Raw genomic sequence first — 17845 nt, forward strand, 5'->3', positions numbered from 1 at the left:
TCTATTCTCCTCGAAATTTTGACACATTCGAGCGATTCTTTCATAACAAATAATCGTCACGCTCAATATATACAGGAACATCAATTGGATGCGGTGCATTGGCGGGCCACGCCTTCATCAATTCCGAAGAGTTTCCGCCATCTACCACTCGGACGTTTCCAAAATCACGCAACAGATGTGCACAAGCCGATTCAAACTTTTCAATATCATTCTGCAGCCCACGAATCGCCAGTCTATATCCTGATTCCTTTTTCGTTAAGGCGTTGATGCGCTGTTTGTGCAGCGTAGACCTGGCAGAAGCAAACAATGAGACCAATCCGGCGATGACAAGGTCGATGCGCTCTCTCGGCACAGGAACATAGTGTGCGTAGCTTTCCAACTCGTCGACAATGTGCTTCGGCAATTCCACTTTGATTTCAATCTGCTCACGGCGGGCCTCCTCGAGTTTGGACTCGCAGATATAACGGCAGCCATCAGTATCGTAAGGATTCGGCGACTTCTTTTGCTCCTCAATAAATTTTTCCAGATACTTATCGAAAGACACAAGTATCTCCAGGGAGCGGTTTATGCTCTCTGCAAAATCTTCCTCATAAATCTCGTGAGGCGTTCTATAAGTGTTGACCAGAGCCAATTTGAGATTATGCTTCTTCAATTGCTCGAACTTGCGCAGGAAACAAAGTGTGTCATCGATAACTCCTGCTGCAGTGTCTGCGAGATTTGTCTTCTGCTGTAGTTTTGCCGAAAATGACATTGAATCAATACGGCTCGGGATCAAACAGAGAACCTCCTGCAGGTTCTGCGGTTGGATATTCGTGCTCGGAGTGGTTCGCCATGAAACGCCGCGAATCTTGCTGTAAGAGGGTTTAAGCAAAGAATCCCAACCAAACTCCAGCTTCCGAGAGTCGCTGATAGAATCTACGACTTGGACTATAGGCAAATCGTCGTAGCGAACTTCGAACTGCATGATGCTAGCACTATCGTTGTCATCGTAAACTTTCGCGGCGAAAGTCTTGATTGGTGCGCGCAGGCGTCTGCGCAAAGCCTGGTTGTAATTCAGTGGCGGCGACGTAAGACAACGATAAATATCGCGAGTCGCACCTCGAATCGCAACAAATTGCTTATTGTGTTCAACCTCGCGCAGAAAGTCGTTGAACAGCCGGTTCAGTCCCAAAACGCCAACGATGATAAGCTCGGGTCGTTTCGTTTCCGCGGCAAAAATCGGCGCCATTTCTCGCAATTCATCGATTATGATTTCCGGCATAGGCAACGACCATCTCTCACATGGGCCGTCAGCGCAAGGCAGGTCTGCGAATGAGATACGACTGAAAAAATCGGCAGTCTCTCGAAACGGATAGGATGACAAATCGACGCTAATCAACCTGTCATTGTTCTTTTGCAGGTTAACAACAAGGCGCGCAAACCCAATGGATTCCTCAATAAGATGCAGGACGGACTGTACCGCATCATCTTCCGGAGCTTGATCGAGATCGCAAAATGCTTCGCGGAGCTCGACAAGTGGCAGGGTGCAATCCAATGGCACTGGAGTTACTCCTTATCCGATTCACAGTGCAGCCATTATGCCCGGCAGAAGCACGGAATGAACGAATTATCTGTGCTTTGGATGCATCAGGTTCACCGGGGAAGGGCATAAAAGAGATCTATGCCATCACTTCCAGACAAATCTGCGGATCAGACAAATAGTCTTGCTCGACCTGAACTTAAGGCGATCATTCCGAGACCCTTTTACGCCCCTTTCGTCGTTTTCTCAATAGTCGTTTCGGTAATTTACGATACACTCATGTGGATCGTTATAGGAGTGGTCTTCATCGTTGGTCTCGGCTCTCCTTTTTTCCACATTGCAATGCTCGTGACTCCAATTCCGACCATTCTGGCGCTAATCATCCTGGTTCCGCCGATCGCATTCTTTGGGGGCAGAGCGTACTTACGCGCGCTCCGAAAGCTGAGCACAGAAACAGTGCGGTTCATTAAGACTGAGATGCATGAATCCAAACAAGAACAGGAGCGGGGTCCTGAGGTGGACGGGAATAATCTTTGAGCCAACACGATCGATTTCTTCCGATTTAATCTTTTCCTGAAAGCGGTCAAAAGAACACTGCGCGGCGATTGTCAAATCAGGCTCACCGTCATACCGTCCAATGCATATACAATAGGCTGATCAGTCAATTCAGCTTGTCAATGGAAAGAAACCACCAAAACTCACTTAGTCCAGTATTAGCGATCGTATTTGCCGCGACGATCGTTCTAGGCACAATCACGCCACTATGCGCGCAGAATGAGCCCCAATTGTGGTGGCAACACACATGCACACTTGCTGACCAGGACAGCGAGCACGGAAACTACGATGCCGCGATAAAGAAACTGGAACCTCTGGTGAGCAAACTTGGCGAAACGGATCGAGATAACATCGAAATCGTTTATCCACTTGTGAATCTGGCGAATTTGTATGCATGGACCAACCGCCGCGATGACGCAGAAAAGGCAGGCAAGCGCGCCATCGAGATTGCGGAAGTCAATCCGCCGCACACTGCGAATTTGAGCAAGGCAGGCTACAACCAGGCTCAGATTTTGGCAGGGTGCAAGAAGATGTACCGTTTTGCTTTGGAAGGTCTGGCGAATTCGTACCTGAACGAAGAACACTACATCGAAGCCGAAAAGGTCCTCAACAAGTCGCTCACAAAACTCGGCACAAGTGATGATTCGGTCGTTTCTCAGGCACTTCTTGCAGATGTACTGAAACAAAAACAAGAGTATAAAAAGGCCGCTGAATCATACAAGAAAGTAATTGCAATTAGAGAGAGACTCAAAGATCCGGAAGAATTAGCCAAATCGTACGAATCGCTAGGAAACTGTTATTACCTGCAAGATAATCTACCGGCCGCCGAAACCGTTCTCCTGAAAGCCTTAGACATAATGGCAAAAGCCACATTATCGGCGCGGCCGGTCAACTCAGATTTCCACTATCAACTTGGAAATGTTTACTACTACCAGAAGCGCTATCCTGATGCAGAAAAGGAGTATCGCGCTGCGGTTGCAATTCTAACAGCCGACCCTGAAGCCAGTGATGAGCGAAAAGCAGAGCGCCTGCGAGACCTCGGAAGCGTGCTTGTGGTGCTGGGAAAACTGGATGAAGCGGAACAGTGCTACAACACCGCGCTCAAAGACAACAAGTTCCAAATCACCAAAGACATTTTTCTAGATAATCTGCTGCTGCTCCAGAATAAAACCTGCTTTGCCACTTACAAAAAATATTTCAAGGCTACCGATATTCATTTGTGCATAGCCGAAAATCAGAAGAAGATCGAGCCGAATTCTATTGCCTACGCAAAATTTCTGGAAGACATTTGTGTGTCGTTCCAGGCTTTTCCAGTGCGGAATGAGCCCGTAATTCCAATGCTCAAGCAAGCTATAGCGATAAGAACGAAACTCGCGGGACCAGTTTCTCCAGAAATTGCTCATGACCAATATTTGATGGCCTTCCGCCTGGCATCGCTTGGTGGAGAATTTGCCCAACCGGCGTTGGACTCCTACAAAACCTGGAAGGAGTTGAACAAAGTCGGAAGCACGAAACTCAAGACATGGCAGTTTGCAATGACGAGGCTGGCATATCTGCTCGGCGCGGCGGGCAAAGACCATCGAACCGAAGCACTAGAAATAGCTGATATCGCATATGATACCGAATCGAAAGGAGGCGCGGAGTTGTATGACCTCGCGACTTTGTTCGAATTATTTGGCAAATTCGGTAAAGCCCGGGTCATTTATGACGAATCATTCGAGTTTGCAAAATCACAACACAATGTGCTGAACATGGCAACGGCAGCGCTTTCACGTGCTTCGCTTAGTTTCAGAGAACGTGATATGACCAGTGCCTGGTCGGAAGCGAAACAAGCCGAATCACTATTCATCGAAGCTCAAGGTCCGGAGTACTACAAGAACTCGCCCTTCAATCTTAGCTGTATTCAACTGCTTACAGATTTATGCGTGGAGCGGGGCGAACTTTCTGCGGCAGAATCGTATGCACGCCAACTTACGTCACCACTGAAATGGCGTCCCTCGGCTGCTCAGATACAGCGCGACTATCTCGAACTCGCCAAAATTCTCCTGCTAGAAACGAAAACGGCGGAAGCAACAAAAATCATTGAGACTGCTGTCACAACGCTATCAAACAGCACGTATAGAAATTATCTAGGCGAAATCGAATTAGCACGCGCACACGATATGCTCGGAGATATCGCGATCGCGTCGAAGAAATATTCTGATGCCGACATGCACTTTCGCAGAGCATACAACTTGTATCGCGATGATGATACCGCCACCTCTGGCATCTTAGGAATGGTCAATGATCTCAACCAGCTAGCGAAGTGCTCAGCTGCTTCCGGCGGACAGTCAGCACAAGCTGTACAACTTGCTTGTCTAAAACTGGATAAATATCTGAAATCAGTTTTTCCACAAATTTCATTTGCGCAGCAATGCGCATTCGTAACCTGCATCGGCGATCAAATTGATCCGTTGTTAACATACGCATCGAACAATGATTCAGCATCTAAAACATTTCAATACCTGATGCAGTGGCAAGGTTTATTGGTCGACTCTGTGCGACGCTCAAGCGGCGATTCAGCCGGTGACGCTGCCACACTCAACCAGCTAAGAAAGATCAGAAACCAACTTTCAAAATCATCTACTCAATCGGCAGATGCTTCAGCGGTTGCAGCTTTGACCTTGGAAAAGGAAGCACTAGAACGAAAGCTGGCGCTTCGAAGAAAAGCCGATGACAAAGCCGACACAGTGCTCCAACAAACCAGCAAAGACTTCATCAATATGTTGACGGACGACGAAGCCTTTGTAGATATAGTTCACTATCATAGATTCGACGATGGCAGTCCTGCTTACGCCGCATTCGTTGTCACCAAATCCAGTGGTGTCAAAGTCGTAAGTCTCTCAAACGCAGCACTCATTGACGACGCTATAAACAAATGGGTGCAGTCCATGGCAGCTCCAGGCGGTTCCGTACGCGATTTAAAATTCGACACCGCCGCTACCGCGAACACACCAACGGGGTCACCTGCTGTCCTTTGCACCGCAGTCAGCGATAAACTTTGGACGCCACTAAAAGCGGCGATTCCGGCTAACGTGAGGAAAGTGTGGTTATGTCCAGACTCGAAGTTATCAACTTTGCCATGGAGCGTATTGCTGGAAAACGCGCATGCAGACAATTTGCTGCTGACCCAGGTCGATAGTCCTCGGGCGTTCATTTCATTGAAAGAGAGCTTAACCAGAGTTGCGCAGAACACTCAAAATAATGTGCTTCTGGTGGGCGGGATCGATTTTGCAAACAAGGCGCTTTTCCTGCCCGGAACGAAGCAAGAAGTTTCAGAAATAGAAGGATTAGTCAAAAACCAGGGATATCAACTTACCGAATTGACAGGTGGCGCCGCAACCAAGGCGGCTCTGCTGGAGAACCTGGGGAAATCATCATTCGCTCATATTGCAACACACGGATTTTTTAATCAGACAACTACAACACTAGCCTCAGCTTCGTCTGGCGTCAGTACAGCGGGAAGTGCATCTGCAGGATCGGCGGCAGCAGCAGTGGGAAGTGCAGCGGCAGGATCGGCGTCAGCAGCAGGGATAGGAACAGGCACCGGCACACCTGGAAGCAGTCAAAAGCGGGTGTCCAGGGAGATAGCCAGCGCGAGTTCTGGAGAAGTAAGCAACAACTCGTTCTTGATGGAGAGGGATCCATTGCTGTCGTCTGGTCTGTTGGTGGCGCCCGCAAGTGACGGCACAAGCTCTTCCACCAATAATGACGCTGACGATCATCTCACAGCGGAAGAACTCGTCGGTCAAGATTTGAGTGGTTGTCGCACGGTCGTCCTCTCCGCTTGCAATACTGGAAGAGGTAAAGGTTATGACGGTCAGGGAGTAATGGGGCTGCGTGCAGCGTTAATCGGAGCTGGTGTAAAAGGCGTTGTGATGTCGCTTTGGCCAGTAGACGACGATGCAACGCGCGAACTCATGAAGCAGTTTTACCTCAACCTGTGGAGTAAAACCAATCCAATGCCACCGGCTATGGCGCTTAGAACTGCACAGCAAGCTGTTCGCAACAACCCAAGCGGGCAGTGGAAACATCCGTTCTACTGGGCTGGCTGGATTTACGATGGGCTCGGTTGGTAACCGCTCCAGCTTTTTGAAAGCCTTTTGCAAGTTTCTGCAAGCCTTTTGAAAGCTTAGAAACACTTGTACAGACAACACCTTCATAGTACTTACATTGTCATTGACATGTCACGAAGCGGCCTTACAATAGCCACCACAAATCGGAAACCTGAAGTAACCACCGTGTCATCAAACATTGCTGCGCCCCCGGCTGGCTGGCGCGAAGCGCTCTACAAAACAATCTTCGAATCAAACACACGCATGGGTCGAGCATTCGACCTGGTGTTGATCGCGGTAATTCTGACCAGCGTTGTTACCGTTATGCTCAACAGTGTGCACTCGCTGCGCGTGCAGTACGGCGACCTATTTCTTACCGCAGAAATTGCAATTACAGCCATATTCACCGTCGAATATATACTGCGTCTCATCTGCGCGCCGAATCGTTGGGCATATGCGACTAGCTTCTTCGGCATCGTTGATTTACTCTCCGTTCTGCCGACATATATCGGATTGATCTCCGCCGATGCACACTATCTAATGATCGTGCGAATTCTGCGCTTGATGCGCATTTTCCGTATTCTGAAACTGGCACGATTTTTGCACGAAGCTGAAACGTTGAAGCGTGCGCTTCAGCTAAGCCTGCCGAAAATTACTGTGTTTGCTGCAGCAATCGTCGCGATAGTCGTCATAGTCGGAGCGTTGATGTATGTCGTTGAAGGTGAAGAACACGGTTTCTCAAATATTCCAATCAGCATTTATTGGGCGATTGTCACACTCACCACGGTCGGCTACGGAGACATGTCACCCAAAACACCGCTCGGGCAGCTGCTTTCCTGCATAGTAATGATGCTCGGTTACGCGATAATCGCAGTACCGACCGGCATCGTCTCTGTACAATTGCACCAATCAGCAAACCCTGTCAGCACGTGCAAAAACTGTGGAGAGAAATCGCACGATCGTGATTCAGTATTTTGCAGAATGTGCGGCTTCAGCTTGCTAGCACCTGTTACGGTATCAGCCCCTAGCGCGAGTCAAGATGTGCACACCGCATCAAACACCCAGCGCGGCATCACAGACGCTACAGAGCAGCGCCCACAAGTGCCAGACAAACTCGAGCTAGAGACCGAGTTGAGTCTGTTCACACGCCGATTTACCGACAAATCCTAAACGCGAATTACAACGTCATCGGCATCGAATCGGACCTTCGCAAGCTGCGCATATTTATCGTCAGCCGCTCTATACCCAAGCGGACAAACCACAACGGAATGGCAACCTTTTTCCGGCAAGCCCAGAATACGGTCATACGCCTCTGCGTCAAAACCTTCCATCGGACAGGCATCAACACCTAACGCCGCTGCTGCAGTCAACAGAGTGCCGAGAGCGATATAGCACTGCTTTTCCATCCAGTGAGTCTTATCGCCAGGTCGCTGAAGAAATCCTTTCATCATTCCTGCGTAAGATTCCAGCGACTCCACTGGTACACCGCGCGCACCTGCAATATGGCTTACATACTTATCTATGTACTGTTCGGTCAATTCGGCGATGCGGCAGATTACTACAAGATGAGAGCACTCTTCCGGTTGAGTTTGTCCCCACGAAAATGCAGGCATTTGCGCTTTAATCTTCGGGTCTGTGACCACGACAAACTTCCATGGCTGCAACCCAAAACTAGAGGCACTGAGCCGCAGAGCATCCTCCAATTGCTTGTATACAGCAGCATCAAGCTTTCGGCTGGAATCAAATTTCTTGGTCGCGTAGCGCCAATTTAAGCTATTTACAAGGTCAAAATTCTCTTTCTGCGTAACCGTCATGTCTGCGTGCCTCCAAAAGTTCCAGACCACTGATGTTAGCAAATCGGCTACAAGGTCTTCATTAGGTCCAGGCGTACGACCGCCTCAATGGCAAGTCCGCAAATCAATGAAACCCTGGTCCTATGTTCCATTCGATTAATCCAGCGGGTCCACGAGCGGTGGAAGAAAGCTGTATCATTTAGCAATGGGCGTGAAAAATATACTGATTGAAGGAGTATCCGGAACCGGCAAAACTTCCGTTTGTACAGAACTCCAGCGCCGCGGCTATCAGGCCATTCATGGCGACCGAGAATTAGCCTATCAGGGTAATCCCGAAACTGGCATTCCGACTACTGGACGCACCCACGAACACCACATTTGGAATGTTGATAAAGTAAAAGAGCTGATCGCAAACCAAGATCACCCGATTACATTCTTCTGCGGCGGTTCAAGGAATTTCTCAAAATTCATCAGTTTGTTTGACAGAGTCTTTATCCTTGAAATCGACCTGCAAACTCTGCATCAGCGGCTTGATGAGCGACCTGCCGATGAGTGGGGCACAAAACCACAGGAGCGCGAATTGATAACGCGCTTACATCAAACTAGAGAAGACATCCCGAAAACTGGCATCATTATTGATGCGACTGCGCCGCTCTCGGAGGTGGTCGACCGAATCCTGCAGTTGAGCGAAGTGATGGACGAGCGACTCAGCTAAAATATCTTCGTCGCCCGGGAGTTCTCGCAAAAGAATGAAATTTTCAACTGCCATTATCGCTGTTTGCATCGCAACGACAATCTTCTTTGGCAGGGTTTCGACAGCTCACGCGAACGACCAAGCCGAGCTACTCTTCGATTGCAAAATGAGAGATGCTGTTAGAGTACTTTTTATCGGCAACAGTTTCACTTACTACAACAGCCTGCCTCTGACGCTGGCAGCGCTCGTCATGGATTCAAAAACTCAGCCACCGGTAACGGTTGCACAAATCGTCTGGGGTGGTGCACATCTGCAAGAGCATTACAAAAAAGGTGGCGCACGCAAAACTATTGCACAAGACGGTCCGTGGACCTACGTCGTTTTGCAGGAGCAGAGTCATACGCCAATTGTTCTTCCCGATGAATTCCTTACTTCAGTGCAGCAATTTGACTATGACATCAAGAAAGTCAGAGCCATGACGGTTTTGTACGAAACCTGGGCAGACAAAGCAGCCCCGGAAGATCAGTCTGCTTTGACAGCCGCTTATACAAAAGCAGCGAACCAGGCTCGCGCGCTGCTGGTGCCGGTAGGCGATGCCTTTGCGAAGTGTTCACGCGAACACGCCGAAATCAACCTGTACAACCCAGACGGCAAACATCCTTCGCGCGAAGGTACATATCTGGCTGCATGTGTTTTCTATGCCAAGCTTTTCGGTCGCACTCCAGTCGGACTGCCGAGCAATCTTACTTTGTACGACCAGGACACAAAACAGAATTTGAAGCTTTTCGAACTACCGGCGGCTACAGCGAGAACGTTGCAGCAAATTGCCTTCAGCGTTGCTAGCAGCAGATAAGCAGGCGAGTTTATTGCGTTGGTGCGCTCATAGATTTGGTGCCACGCACAACCATCATCAGTTCGAGCAGCGGGCGATTCATTCCGACGATCATGGCATCGACCGTGCGCAGCATCGATAAGCGATCTGATACCAGTTGAATAGTGAGTTCATCTTGTACAGTGGCGGTAAGTAAATCCAGCTGGTGATGTGTCGGTTTAGGAGAAAAATAGCGAATGTTTCCGTCTCTCTGCCACCAGTCGATCAAGTACGCTAACCGCGTTACTTTCGGTCCAATGGGCGCCTGCGAATTCAGCCACTTCCAAACAGAGTCAGGATATTCCAGCTCTGGTGTCACCTGGTAGTTGAAAATCTTCGAGAGCATGTTCGGATGCGGCTTGCGCTCAAATCGTCCGCCGGCGTCCTGACGCAGCGCATAAAGTGAAAAAGCACTCGGTGCAAGACCGGCAACGATTCCCACTATTCCAGAAGAAATCGAATATCTCGGCCGTGCGTATGTGGGAATAGTAAGGCCCTCAGCAACAGCCCAGAGCACTCCGTTTGTCCGATAGCCCCAGGCATTGGACAAATTTACTCTGTGATTGCGTTCGGCAATGTACGAAGCCAAGAATTCCTCATGAACGGCTATCTCTCGCGTCAATTCAGCCTCAGCGAAATCGACTTCCATTCGTGTTTGCTCAATCGCTTCTACAACATCCTCTTTCAGATCTCGATAGCGATCCAGCTCATCACGAGAGAGCGAGTTCCGATCGGCCGACCGTGCCTTCCGCAGCTTAGTCAACTCAATCAAACTGTCGGTAAGTTTCAGTTGCTCCGCGAGTTGAACGGCTTCTGCAGAAACGGTTTCGGTATGAACATCCGACATATACGGTATGTATGTAAATGGTAACTGCCCTTTCTTCTCCGTCAAAATTGAATTTGCAGCGTTCGCCGGAACAAAGAAAATCGACTGCTGCAGAGTCAATAACGAAGCAAGGAAAGCCAGTGTTTGTGCACCTGCAAGTGTTCCCAAACTGAATTTAAATCGCATCAACAGTGTCCAAACTGTAAAACCACGTCAAGTATAACAGCGGCAATGACGAGTCGGGTTTGTCGTTGATGTGAATCACGGTGCCAATTCAGCCAACACTACGACTTCACATACCATCGGCGCAATCGATATATCAAGTCGCTATCGGCAGGCGCAACCAGACGGTGGTGCCTTTACCGAGTTCGCTCGATACACCTATGGTTCCTTCATGGCCCTCGACTATTGCTTTGCAAATAGCCAATCCTAGCCCTGTGCCAACGCCACGTTTGCCGTCACCCTTCTCTGTCTGTCTAAATCGTTCAAAAAGAAACGGCAATTGATCGGCAGGAATACCTCTGCCCCGATCAGAAATTTGAATCTCGCAATATCCGTGAACGCCAGCTCCTTTTAAATCTCCGGAATGAGCACCGTCATCACCATTCGCAGAAACGAGGCCGGCACTTATTTTGACACTTGTGCCTGGCGGCGAAAACTTTATAGCGTTGGACAGTAAATTGACCATCACCTGAGTAACTCTATCTTCGTCGGCCATGACAATGATTTCCGCAGCCTCGCCTGAGACTTGCACATTATGACTTTCTGCGAAACCAGCGACCGCGTCAATTGCCTTCTTTATCAATTCAGGAACACTAGTCGGTTTTATATCCATAACCATTTTGCCGGCATCAAGTTTTTCCAGGTCCAGCAAATCATTGACGAGACCAAGCAGCCTATCTAGGCTTCCAAGCGCCTTGCGCAATCGATTTTTTCCCTTTTCGTCCCTGGAGTCGTAGACATCCGCGAGCAAAAGCTCAAGCGTGCCATGCACCGACGACAGTGGCGTGCGCAAATCATGACTCACCATAGCAGCAAATTCTTGTTTGAGCCGCGCCACCTCTTTCGCTTGACTGATATCGCGTATCACAGAGAAGATCGCCCGCTCTTGTTGCGACCAGCGCGCCGAACAAGCGACGTCGATTTGCGCGCCAGACTTAGTGATAAGAACTGTCTCGAACTCCGATTTTGTTTCATCACGCATAATACTCTCGAAACGCTCACGCGTTCCGTCGATATGTGTTGGTGCGACGAGAGTCAAAATGTTTTTTCCGATCAAATCATCAGGGCTAAAACCAAGAACAGATTGCGAAGCCGGATTCACTGCCGCGAATCGCATTCGTTTGTCGATTGAGCAAATGATATCGACGGCATTTTCTACAATGGCTCGCTCCTTGTGCGCGGATTCTTCCAGCGCCTCCGCCATTTGATGAAAGACGTGATCCAGGTTTGCGATTTCGTCACCGCCACTCATTGGTGCATTCAGAGGTACACCCAGTGCTAATTTCTGACTGTTCTCAGTCACAATTCGCAGTCGGCGTATGATGCCCCTGATGAATAGAGATGCAAGGCACAGTGCGAGCACGATGTTGAATACGAGAACAGTCCCGAGGGCTTTTTGAAGATTAGCTCTGGATTCTCCCTCGTAGCGCGAAGCATCTTGCTCCAAATTTCTGTAGTGATCGAGAATAACCTGAGTTAATTGGCTTGCCGAATTAGCCATTCGATTCAGCTTCATTACATGGAAATCATCATTCTGCTTGGTTACATACAGATCGCGCTCAAGCCGCATCTCCTGAACACCCTCCAGCAGTAAGCGTTGGAGATTTTTCGCATTGGCAGAAACTTCAGCATCGTCCTGAACGAGATCAACGACCGTCCTCATCTCAGCAGGAATTTCTTCCAGATACCGGCCAAAAGTCTCTCTAAATCGACGAGAATTCGGGTCATCCTTCAAAAACATCTGCTGCAGCAGAAGCCCGCTGGTGGCTTTCTCTCGCAGCATAGAAAGCCGCTCCAGATGATCAATCGTCCTCAGAACCTCTCGCTCATGGTCGATCTGCGCTTCGGCATTTTTTAACAGCGAACCGAGCCAGCCAAGCAAGCCCACCTCACAGGCGAGCAATACACAGATCACCAAAAGCACTTGCGCTGTTAAATTCATTCGCGAGTTCACGGTGATGCCTTATGCAAAAGCTACTAACGTCGCTGTCGACCAAATCAGACGCAACAGGAACTGAAACGAATATACAACATGATTCTACCTCGGGTATGTCAAACTGGGATACGATGGTTGGCGCCTATGGCAAGGAGAATGTCCATGCTACGCAAAAAGGTATTCTTAGCCGCTCTCGTGCTCAACGCAATAAGCGCCGTAAGCACCAGCAGCACCTTGAGTTGCCTGGCAGAGTCGACCAGGCGCTATGAAGACATCGCGGCAAAGCTGCCGTCTCTTTACATGATCGATGAGCAGATAAAGCTCAGCCCTAAAGAAACGACACTGTACGTGCAGCGCGCCGCAGTTCACCAATTCAGAAAGGATTACCCCGAAGCCATCGCCGATTTCACAAAAGCGATCGAAATGAAATACAAATCGCCGGAAGATGCGAGCGACAAAGGACAAATGATTTATGGAATGCGTGCAATTTGCTACATGCAAATGAAAAATTTCGATGCTGCTATCGCTGACTCGACCAGGGCGATAGCGATTGCACCTGGCGACGCTACAGCAGTAACATACAGGGGAGTCGCATACCTGGAGAAAAAACAGTACGCTTTAGCAATGAACGATTACACGAGAGCGTTGCAGCTCGATCCAAAACTGCCTGCTGCGTATGAGGGAATCGGCGAAACTTGCTACAAAACTGGGCAGTATGCCCGCGCGATCGAGTATTTGACGCGTGCACTTTCAGCGGACAGCAAAATACCCGATGCCTACTACTATCGCGGCGCCGCTTACAAAGCAATGGGCAATAAAACCGAGGCCGATAAAGATTTTCAACGTGCAAGCGCGCTTGGATTTAAGCCTGGGCAGCCATCAATCTATGCAGTGAAATGAAGACGCCAGCCAAATCGCTTTTCCTAATCTGGATCATTTTCGTCGTTGTGCTGTTTCCGATTAGCCCGATTCAATTCGCAGATCCACGATTGGAGTTCTTTCGAGCCTGGCTATATGAGTGGCTGCCAGTTATGCTGCTCGTGCTTATAACGAGGTCCAATCTCATTACAGATCAGACAATAAAGGTACCTGTTTTAGTCGTACTGGTGCCGCTGACAATCGGTAGCCTTTTGATAGCAAGCTTCTATGGAACAGAAGGCATTGCAGAAGCAGTGGATAAAAACGAGAATATTTTTTCCAAACCAAAGCAGATCATAAGAACTGCATCCAGTACCATAACCAGTTCCCAAACTTGCTACTTAGTAGACTGTTACTTGGAGATTCGCCAGGAGTGGACAATAATCCCTGGCATTAAGTTCGTCCGATACATAGATAGGTTGGTTGATCCACCGTGGCTTGATATGCAAATTTTAGCCGACAAACAAATCCGTTACCAGTTCGGTTTCCTGACTCGGGACGCTAAGATTTGGTGAAGTTCAATCAAATCTGTGCGCAAGCTAGTGACGAACGCAACAACAGTCATAAAGGTGATCTGGAAAGGCGCTCGCAGTCACAATCACAATCGAAAAGTATTGATTCGAGCTGCTCTGAGGACGCATTAACAATCTGTTGAACAAATATAGATGAACCGCTTTCCGTATCAGAGCTGAACCTATTAATCGTTACCATCATTGACTGATCTGTGTCTGACTCCGTGGGTTTCAGATAAATGTTCAATGACTCACGGATCTCAGCCACCTTATCGAGGTTCTCGCTGCGATTAATATGCTCGGCAGTATCCTTATGACTCAACCAATTCAAGCTGCCATCCCAGCTGACTTTTTCATCAACTAATATGATCTTCTGATGAATCTTAGGAACTGTAATTACTTCAATACCTAGGTCCAGCAAATTTTCCATCACGAGCGCAGACTGATCGGCCATATGCTCCTTCAGCAATCCTGAAGGCAAAGTAATAACGCGCACCGCAACATTTCTCGCCACAAGTTCCTCGAATATCTCTGTGTATGCACGAGTACGTCTCACTGTAAGGTACGGGCATACAACGACTAATGTTCTTTCTGCCGATAGCAGGTCCGCTTTCAAAGTCTCCCAATAATTCAAATCGGTGAACACGGTTCGGCGTCTGGCAGCATTCTTTGGTAACTCTGAAACTGGTGGGCTAAAGTCAGTCGCATCCAAGTCAGTCGCATCTGAGTCAGTCGCATCTGAGTCAGTCGCATCTGAGTCAGTCGCATCTGAGTCAGTCGCATCTGAGGCAGTCGCATCAACATCGGTCGCATCTTTGCCAGTTAAATCCTGCTCAGTGGCATTCATATCAAATGCATTCATGTCAATTACATGCATGTCACTCACATCAATATCACTAACTTCGAACGAATCAGCTTCGAAATGACTTCCTTCCTCAGTTCGCATAAGCCTGTTAATTATCTCGGCTCGTTCGTCTTCCAGCGTACAAATTTCTTCGTGATTGCGGTCGGGCGAAATTCCTTCCTGGATGGATCTATTGAGACTGTTGACTAGATTTTGATACTCCTCGTCTAACGTCTTATTTCCACTAAGTCGCAGCTTTAATTTCAGCCGCTCAACCCTGGCCGAATGTGCCCATACGATATCCTCAAGCTCTGCAATGCTTTCAATCAAATCCAAGGAACTCAATAAATCCCTGAACCAGGAACGATTTGCGCGAGCATAATATAATCGCCGGATTGCATCGCCGAGAGCCGAAATTGCCCTCTCATATTTCGAAAACTCCGACGATGAATCTGGCGCCTGTAAATGCTTTTCGAGCGCCCAAATCCGTTGGTACAATTCAGAACACGTTCGGCGTCGCGAAATTTCCTGCTCGACACGGTGGAGACGCGCTTCGAGAAAAGACTGCTCATCCTCGAAATACTGAGGGCAGTCAGCAAACGTAATTGAATGCGTTGGGTTTGAAGACATTGAAATCTCATCAGCGAACCTTCAGCAAGGACATTACCAGTCAAAACTGGCAAAGTTTTGGCACGACGTACGCAGCGCCATGTTCCCACTTAGAACAATCTCCGAACCGTCATACATCCGTCACATTGAAAGTGTAAGCTGCATAAAACAGGCACCCGTCCATTTAATCCGATTCTAGGGCTATGCCGATTTACTACCAGGAACGCAGCGAGTCAGACACAACAGGCAATCAGGAGTTATTTGCTCCTGGCTCGATAGTGGACGGTCGGTACAAGATTCTGTCGCTGATCGGGCAGGGGGGAATGGGGACTGTATACCTGTGCGAGCATATTTACCTCGGTACACGCCTGGCGCTGAAAGTACTGGATGCAGAGAACATCTCGAGTACAGGTATCCGCCGTTTCCAACAAGAGGCGAAGCTCATCGTCTCGATTGAGCACGAAAACATCGTCACAGTGCACGATTTTGGAGTAATCGCAGACCGCTATCCATTTTTCACAATGGACTACCTCGAAGGAGAGTCACTCGCTGCAGTGCTAGCGAAGAAAGGCACATTCACAACCACTGAAGCATTGCCGATCGTCAAAGGGATTTGCGCAGGTCTGTCGCATGCCCATGCCCATGGCGTCGTGCATCGAGATATCAAACCAAGCAACATAATGATCATCGACGACACAGACAATAGCGATAACAAGCGCGTCTGCCTGGTTGATTTCGGAATCGCAAAGCTTTCGACCACGAACCATACAGAAGAGCAATCGCTTACTAGAACAGGTGAGGTATTTGGCAGTCCACTCTACATGAGCCCGGAACAGTGCGCAGGAGAACCAGTTGACGAGCGCGCCGACATTTACTCGCTGGGCTGCGTCTTATTTGAAATGCTTAGCGGCACACCACCGTTTCTTGGTGCCACTGCATTCACCACCATGGTTCAGCACTATACTCGTGAAAAGCCCCCGACACTAAAGGAAGCAACGCTCGGGCAAGAATTTCCCCAGGAAATTGAAAACATCGTCGCCAAAATGCTGAGCAAAGAGGTAAACCATCGCTATCAGAACCTCACTTCCGTCATCCAGGATCTCGGCGATATGGAGCATGGCAGGCAGCCACGGCACGTAGGAACAACTTTTCGCGAAAGAAATCAAAAGTCTTCTCAAGACAAAGTTCCCATCGTCTTTGGCGCTCTTACTGCTGTTGTTTTAGTCGCGGCAATCCTTTTGTTCTGGCAAACGAATCAGCCCCCAGGCGCTCAGTCTGTCGAGCCACCTGAAACTGCGAATCGCTCGGCGACATCGACCCTAACACCGACTTCGACCTCCACTTACTCGGCGACAGCCTTAGCGACTTCCTCAGCTACATCCATATCCACAGCCACATCCACGTCAACATCCAAGTCAACATCGAATCCCGCATCCACAGCAACATCTGCATCAATACAGACCTCGATACTGAAACCGCTAACTGCTCCTTACGACGGCAGCAAGTTGCCCTCGATCGATGCCATACTTATTCCCGAGCATCCAGAAATGCTCAGCCGCATTGCACAGCCAATCTCCTCGGCTGATTTAGACAAGCTACTTTCGCATCCTGATCCAGATTCCAGACTAGATTTAAGAATGCGAATCCTGACCAGCGACGACTTGATAAAGATTGGCAAAACTGCCTGGGTGGAACATTTCTCGGCGAAAGGAGCCAAGATCAGCAATCAAGCGCTGTCAAATCTGACAAGACTAAAACTCTGGAACCTCAATCTAAACAGCAGTAATTTCAACGACCGGGGCGCGAGGGCCATATCTAAATTCAACAAGCTAAGAATATTGAACCTGGGAAATACAGAAGTTTCCGATGACGGCATCAAAGAAATTTCCGGCATGAAAATCCTTGAAAAACTCGAACTGGACGGAACCGAAATTACAGTCGACAGCTTGAATTCATTGAGACACTGTAGATCCTTGAATTGGCTCAGTCTGCGAAGCATCAAAAGTCTCAACGACGGAGATGTGAAGCCTCTTCAATCCTCGAAACTTCAATTCCTCAACATCGAAGACACTGCCATAGGCGATAAATCCGTCGAATCAATTACAGCCATGCAAGAATTGCGGACCATCTGCATCGGAGAATCCAAGATCTCAATCAGGGGTACAGAAGCACTTCTCAACATGAAAAGTTTGAAGAACATACACTACACGGTCAATGAAAACATCAATGCCGAGAATTGGAAACAATTACAGGCGAAATATCCAAAGATAAACTTTCGGCGCGGAATGCATCAGGGAGATTCGTACAACTAGTTCCATAACGCCATGACTGCGCCAAAACAATTTCCATAACGTCCATTACCAGTTCCATATAAGACCATTACCAGTTCCAAACTCCATCACCAGTTCCATAACGTTGTCGCATTACGAATGCCCCAAAGCGCCCGCGCGTT

The 17845-nt window shown here is 48.6% G+C and carries 12 protein-coding genes; 7 read left to right on the plus strand and 5 right to left on the minus strand.

The genetic code is table 11. The annotated features are described in order from the left end of the window. Positions 1-40: 40 nt before the first annotated feature. Entirely contained in the window at positions 41-1540 is a 1500-nt protein-coding gene (locus EKK48_26960) for a hypothetical protein (protein ID RTL36000.1), read from the minus strand. 120 nt (positions 1541-1660) lie between these two features. Here EKK48_26960 and EKK48_26965 point away from each other — a divergent pair, with 120 nt between their 5' ends. The 3 genes from EKK48_26965 to EKK48_26975 all read left to right on the plus strand — a co-directional run bounded on the left by EKK48_26965 (position 1661) and on the right by EKK48_26975 (position 7338). Then, positions 1661-2056: a hypothetical protein gene (locus EKK48_26965; protein RTL36001.1), complete on the plus strand. Its 396-nt coding sequence runs from the start codon at positions 1661-1663 to the stop codon at positions 2054-2056. 140 nt (positions 2057-2196) lie between these two features. Beyond that, positions 2197-6192 carry a CHAT domain-containing protein gene (locus EKK48_26970; GenBank protein ID RTL36002.1) on the plus strand — a complete coding sequence of 1332 codons (3996 nt, stop codon included), beginning with the start codon at positions 2197-2199 and terminating at the stop codon, positions 6190-6192. Positions 6193-6297: 105 nt separating this feature from the next. After that, a complete protein-coding gene (locus EKK48_26975; protein ID RTL36003.1) occupies positions 6298-7338 on the plus strand; it encodes an ion transporter in 1041 nt (346 codons plus the stop codon). Here the strand turns inward: EKK48_26975 and EKK48_26980 are convergent. Continuing rightward, on the minus strand, positions 7335-7982 hold the full coding sequence (locus EKK48_26980; protein RTL36004.1) for an NAD(P)H-dependent oxidoreductase: 648 nt from the start codon (positions 7980-7982) through the stop codon (positions 7335-7337). The genes EKK48_26975 and EKK48_26980 overlap by 4 nt on opposite strands. 184 nt (positions 7983-8166) lie before the next feature. Between EKK48_26980 and EKK48_26985 the strand changes: the two genes are divergently transcribed. Continuing rightward, positions 8167-8676, plus strand: coding sequence for a nucleoside kinase (locus EKK48_26985; protein ID RTL36005.1), 510 nt, complete (start codon positions 8167-8169; stop codon positions 8674-8676). 34 nt (positions 8677-8710) lie between these two features. Continuing rightward, positions 8711-9508 (plus strand): hypothetical protein, encoded by a 798-nt coding sequence (locus tag EKK48_26990; protein RTL36006.1) that lies wholly within the window; start codon positions 8711-8713, stop codon positions 9506-9508. A gap of 10 nt (positions 9509-9518) precedes the next feature. Here the strand turns inward: EKK48_26990 and EKK48_26995 are convergent, their stop codons facing one another. Both EKK48_26995 and EKK48_27000 read right to left on the minus strand, forming a co-directional pair. Further along, positions 9519-10538 (minus strand): hypothetical protein, encoded by a 1020-nt coding sequence (locus tag EKK48_26995; protein RTL36007.1) that lies wholly within the window; start codon positions 10536-10538, stop codon positions 9519-9521. 133 nt (positions 10539-10671) lie between these two features. Next, a complete protein-coding gene (locus EKK48_27000) occupies positions 10672-12516 on the minus strand; it encodes a PAS domain S-box protein (protein ID RTL36008.1) in 1845 nt (614 codons plus the stop codon). Between the two features lie 90 nt (positions 12517-12606). On the opposite strand from EKK48_27000, the gene EKK48_27005 reads away from it, so the two are divergent. Next, positions 12607-13410, plus strand: a complete 804-nt coding sequence (locus tag EKK48_27005) for a tetratricopeptide repeat protein (GenBank protein RTL36009.1) — start codon at positions 12607-12609, stop codon at positions 13408-13410. Between the two features lie 579 nt (positions 13411-13989). Here EKK48_27005 and EKK48_27010 read toward each other — a convergent pair. Then, positions 13990-15129 (minus strand): hypothetical protein, encoded by a 1140-nt coding sequence (locus EKK48_27010; GenBank protein ID RTL36010.1) that lies wholly within the window; start codon positions 15127-15129, stop codon positions 13990-13992. 467 nt (positions 15130-15596) lie between these two features. Between EKK48_27010 and EKK48_27015 the strand changes: the two genes are divergently transcribed. Continuing rightward, positions 15597-17705: a serine/threonine protein kinase gene (locus EKK48_27015; protein ID RTL36011.1), complete on the plus strand. Its 2109-nt coding sequence runs from the start codon at positions 15597-15599 to the stop codon at positions 17703-17705. Positions 17706-17845: the final 140 nt, after the last annotated feature.

The organism is Candidatus Melainabacteria bacterium (assembly GCA_003963305.1).
Lineage (GTDB): Bacteria > Cyanobacteriota > Vampirovibrionia > Obscuribacterales > Obscuribacteraceae > PALSA-1081.

What these genes read in the sequence shown, in the direction of transcription:
- EKK48_26965 (RTL36001.1), top strand. Translation starts at nt 1,661, where the DNA reads ATGCCATCACTTCCAGACAAATCTGCGGATCAGACAAATAGTCTTGCT.
- EKK48_26970 (RTL36002.1), top strand. Translation starts at nt 2,197, where the DNA reads ATGGAAAGAAACCACCAAAACTCACTTAGTCCAGTATTAGCGATCGTA.
- EKK48_26975 (RTL36003.1), top strand. Translation starts at nt 6,298, where the DNA reads ATGTCACGAAGCGGCCTTACAATAGCCACCACAAATCGGAAACCTGAA.
- EKK48_26980 (RTL36004.1), bottom strand. Translation starts at nt 7,982, where the DNA reads ATGACGGTTACGCAGAAAGAGAATTTTGACCTTGTAAATAGCTTAAAT.
- EKK48_26985 (RTL36005.1), top strand. Translation starts at nt 8,167, where the DNA reads ATGGGCGTGAAAAATATACTGATTGAAGGAGTATCCGGAACCGGCAAA.
- EKK48_26990 (RTL36006.1), top strand. Translation starts at nt 8,711, where the DNA reads ATGAAATTTTCAACTGCCATTATCGCTGTTTGCATCGCAACGACAATC.
- EKK48_26995 (RTL36007.1), bottom strand. Translation starts at nt 10,538, where the DNA reads ATGCGATTTAAATTCAGTTTGGGAACACTTGCAGGTGCACAAACACTG.
- EKK48_27000 (RTL36008.1), bottom strand. Translation starts at nt 12,516, where the DNA reads ATGAATTTAACAGCGCAAGTGCTTTTGGTGATCTGTGTATTGCTCGCC.
- EKK48_27005 (RTL36009.1), top strand. Translation starts at nt 12,607, where the DNA reads ATGATTCTACCTCGGGTATGTCAAACTGGGATACGATGGTTGGCGCCT.
- EKK48_27015 (RTL36011.1), top strand. Translation starts at nt 15,597, where the DNA reads ATGCCGATTTACTACCAGGAACGCAGCGAGTCAGACACAACAGGCAAT.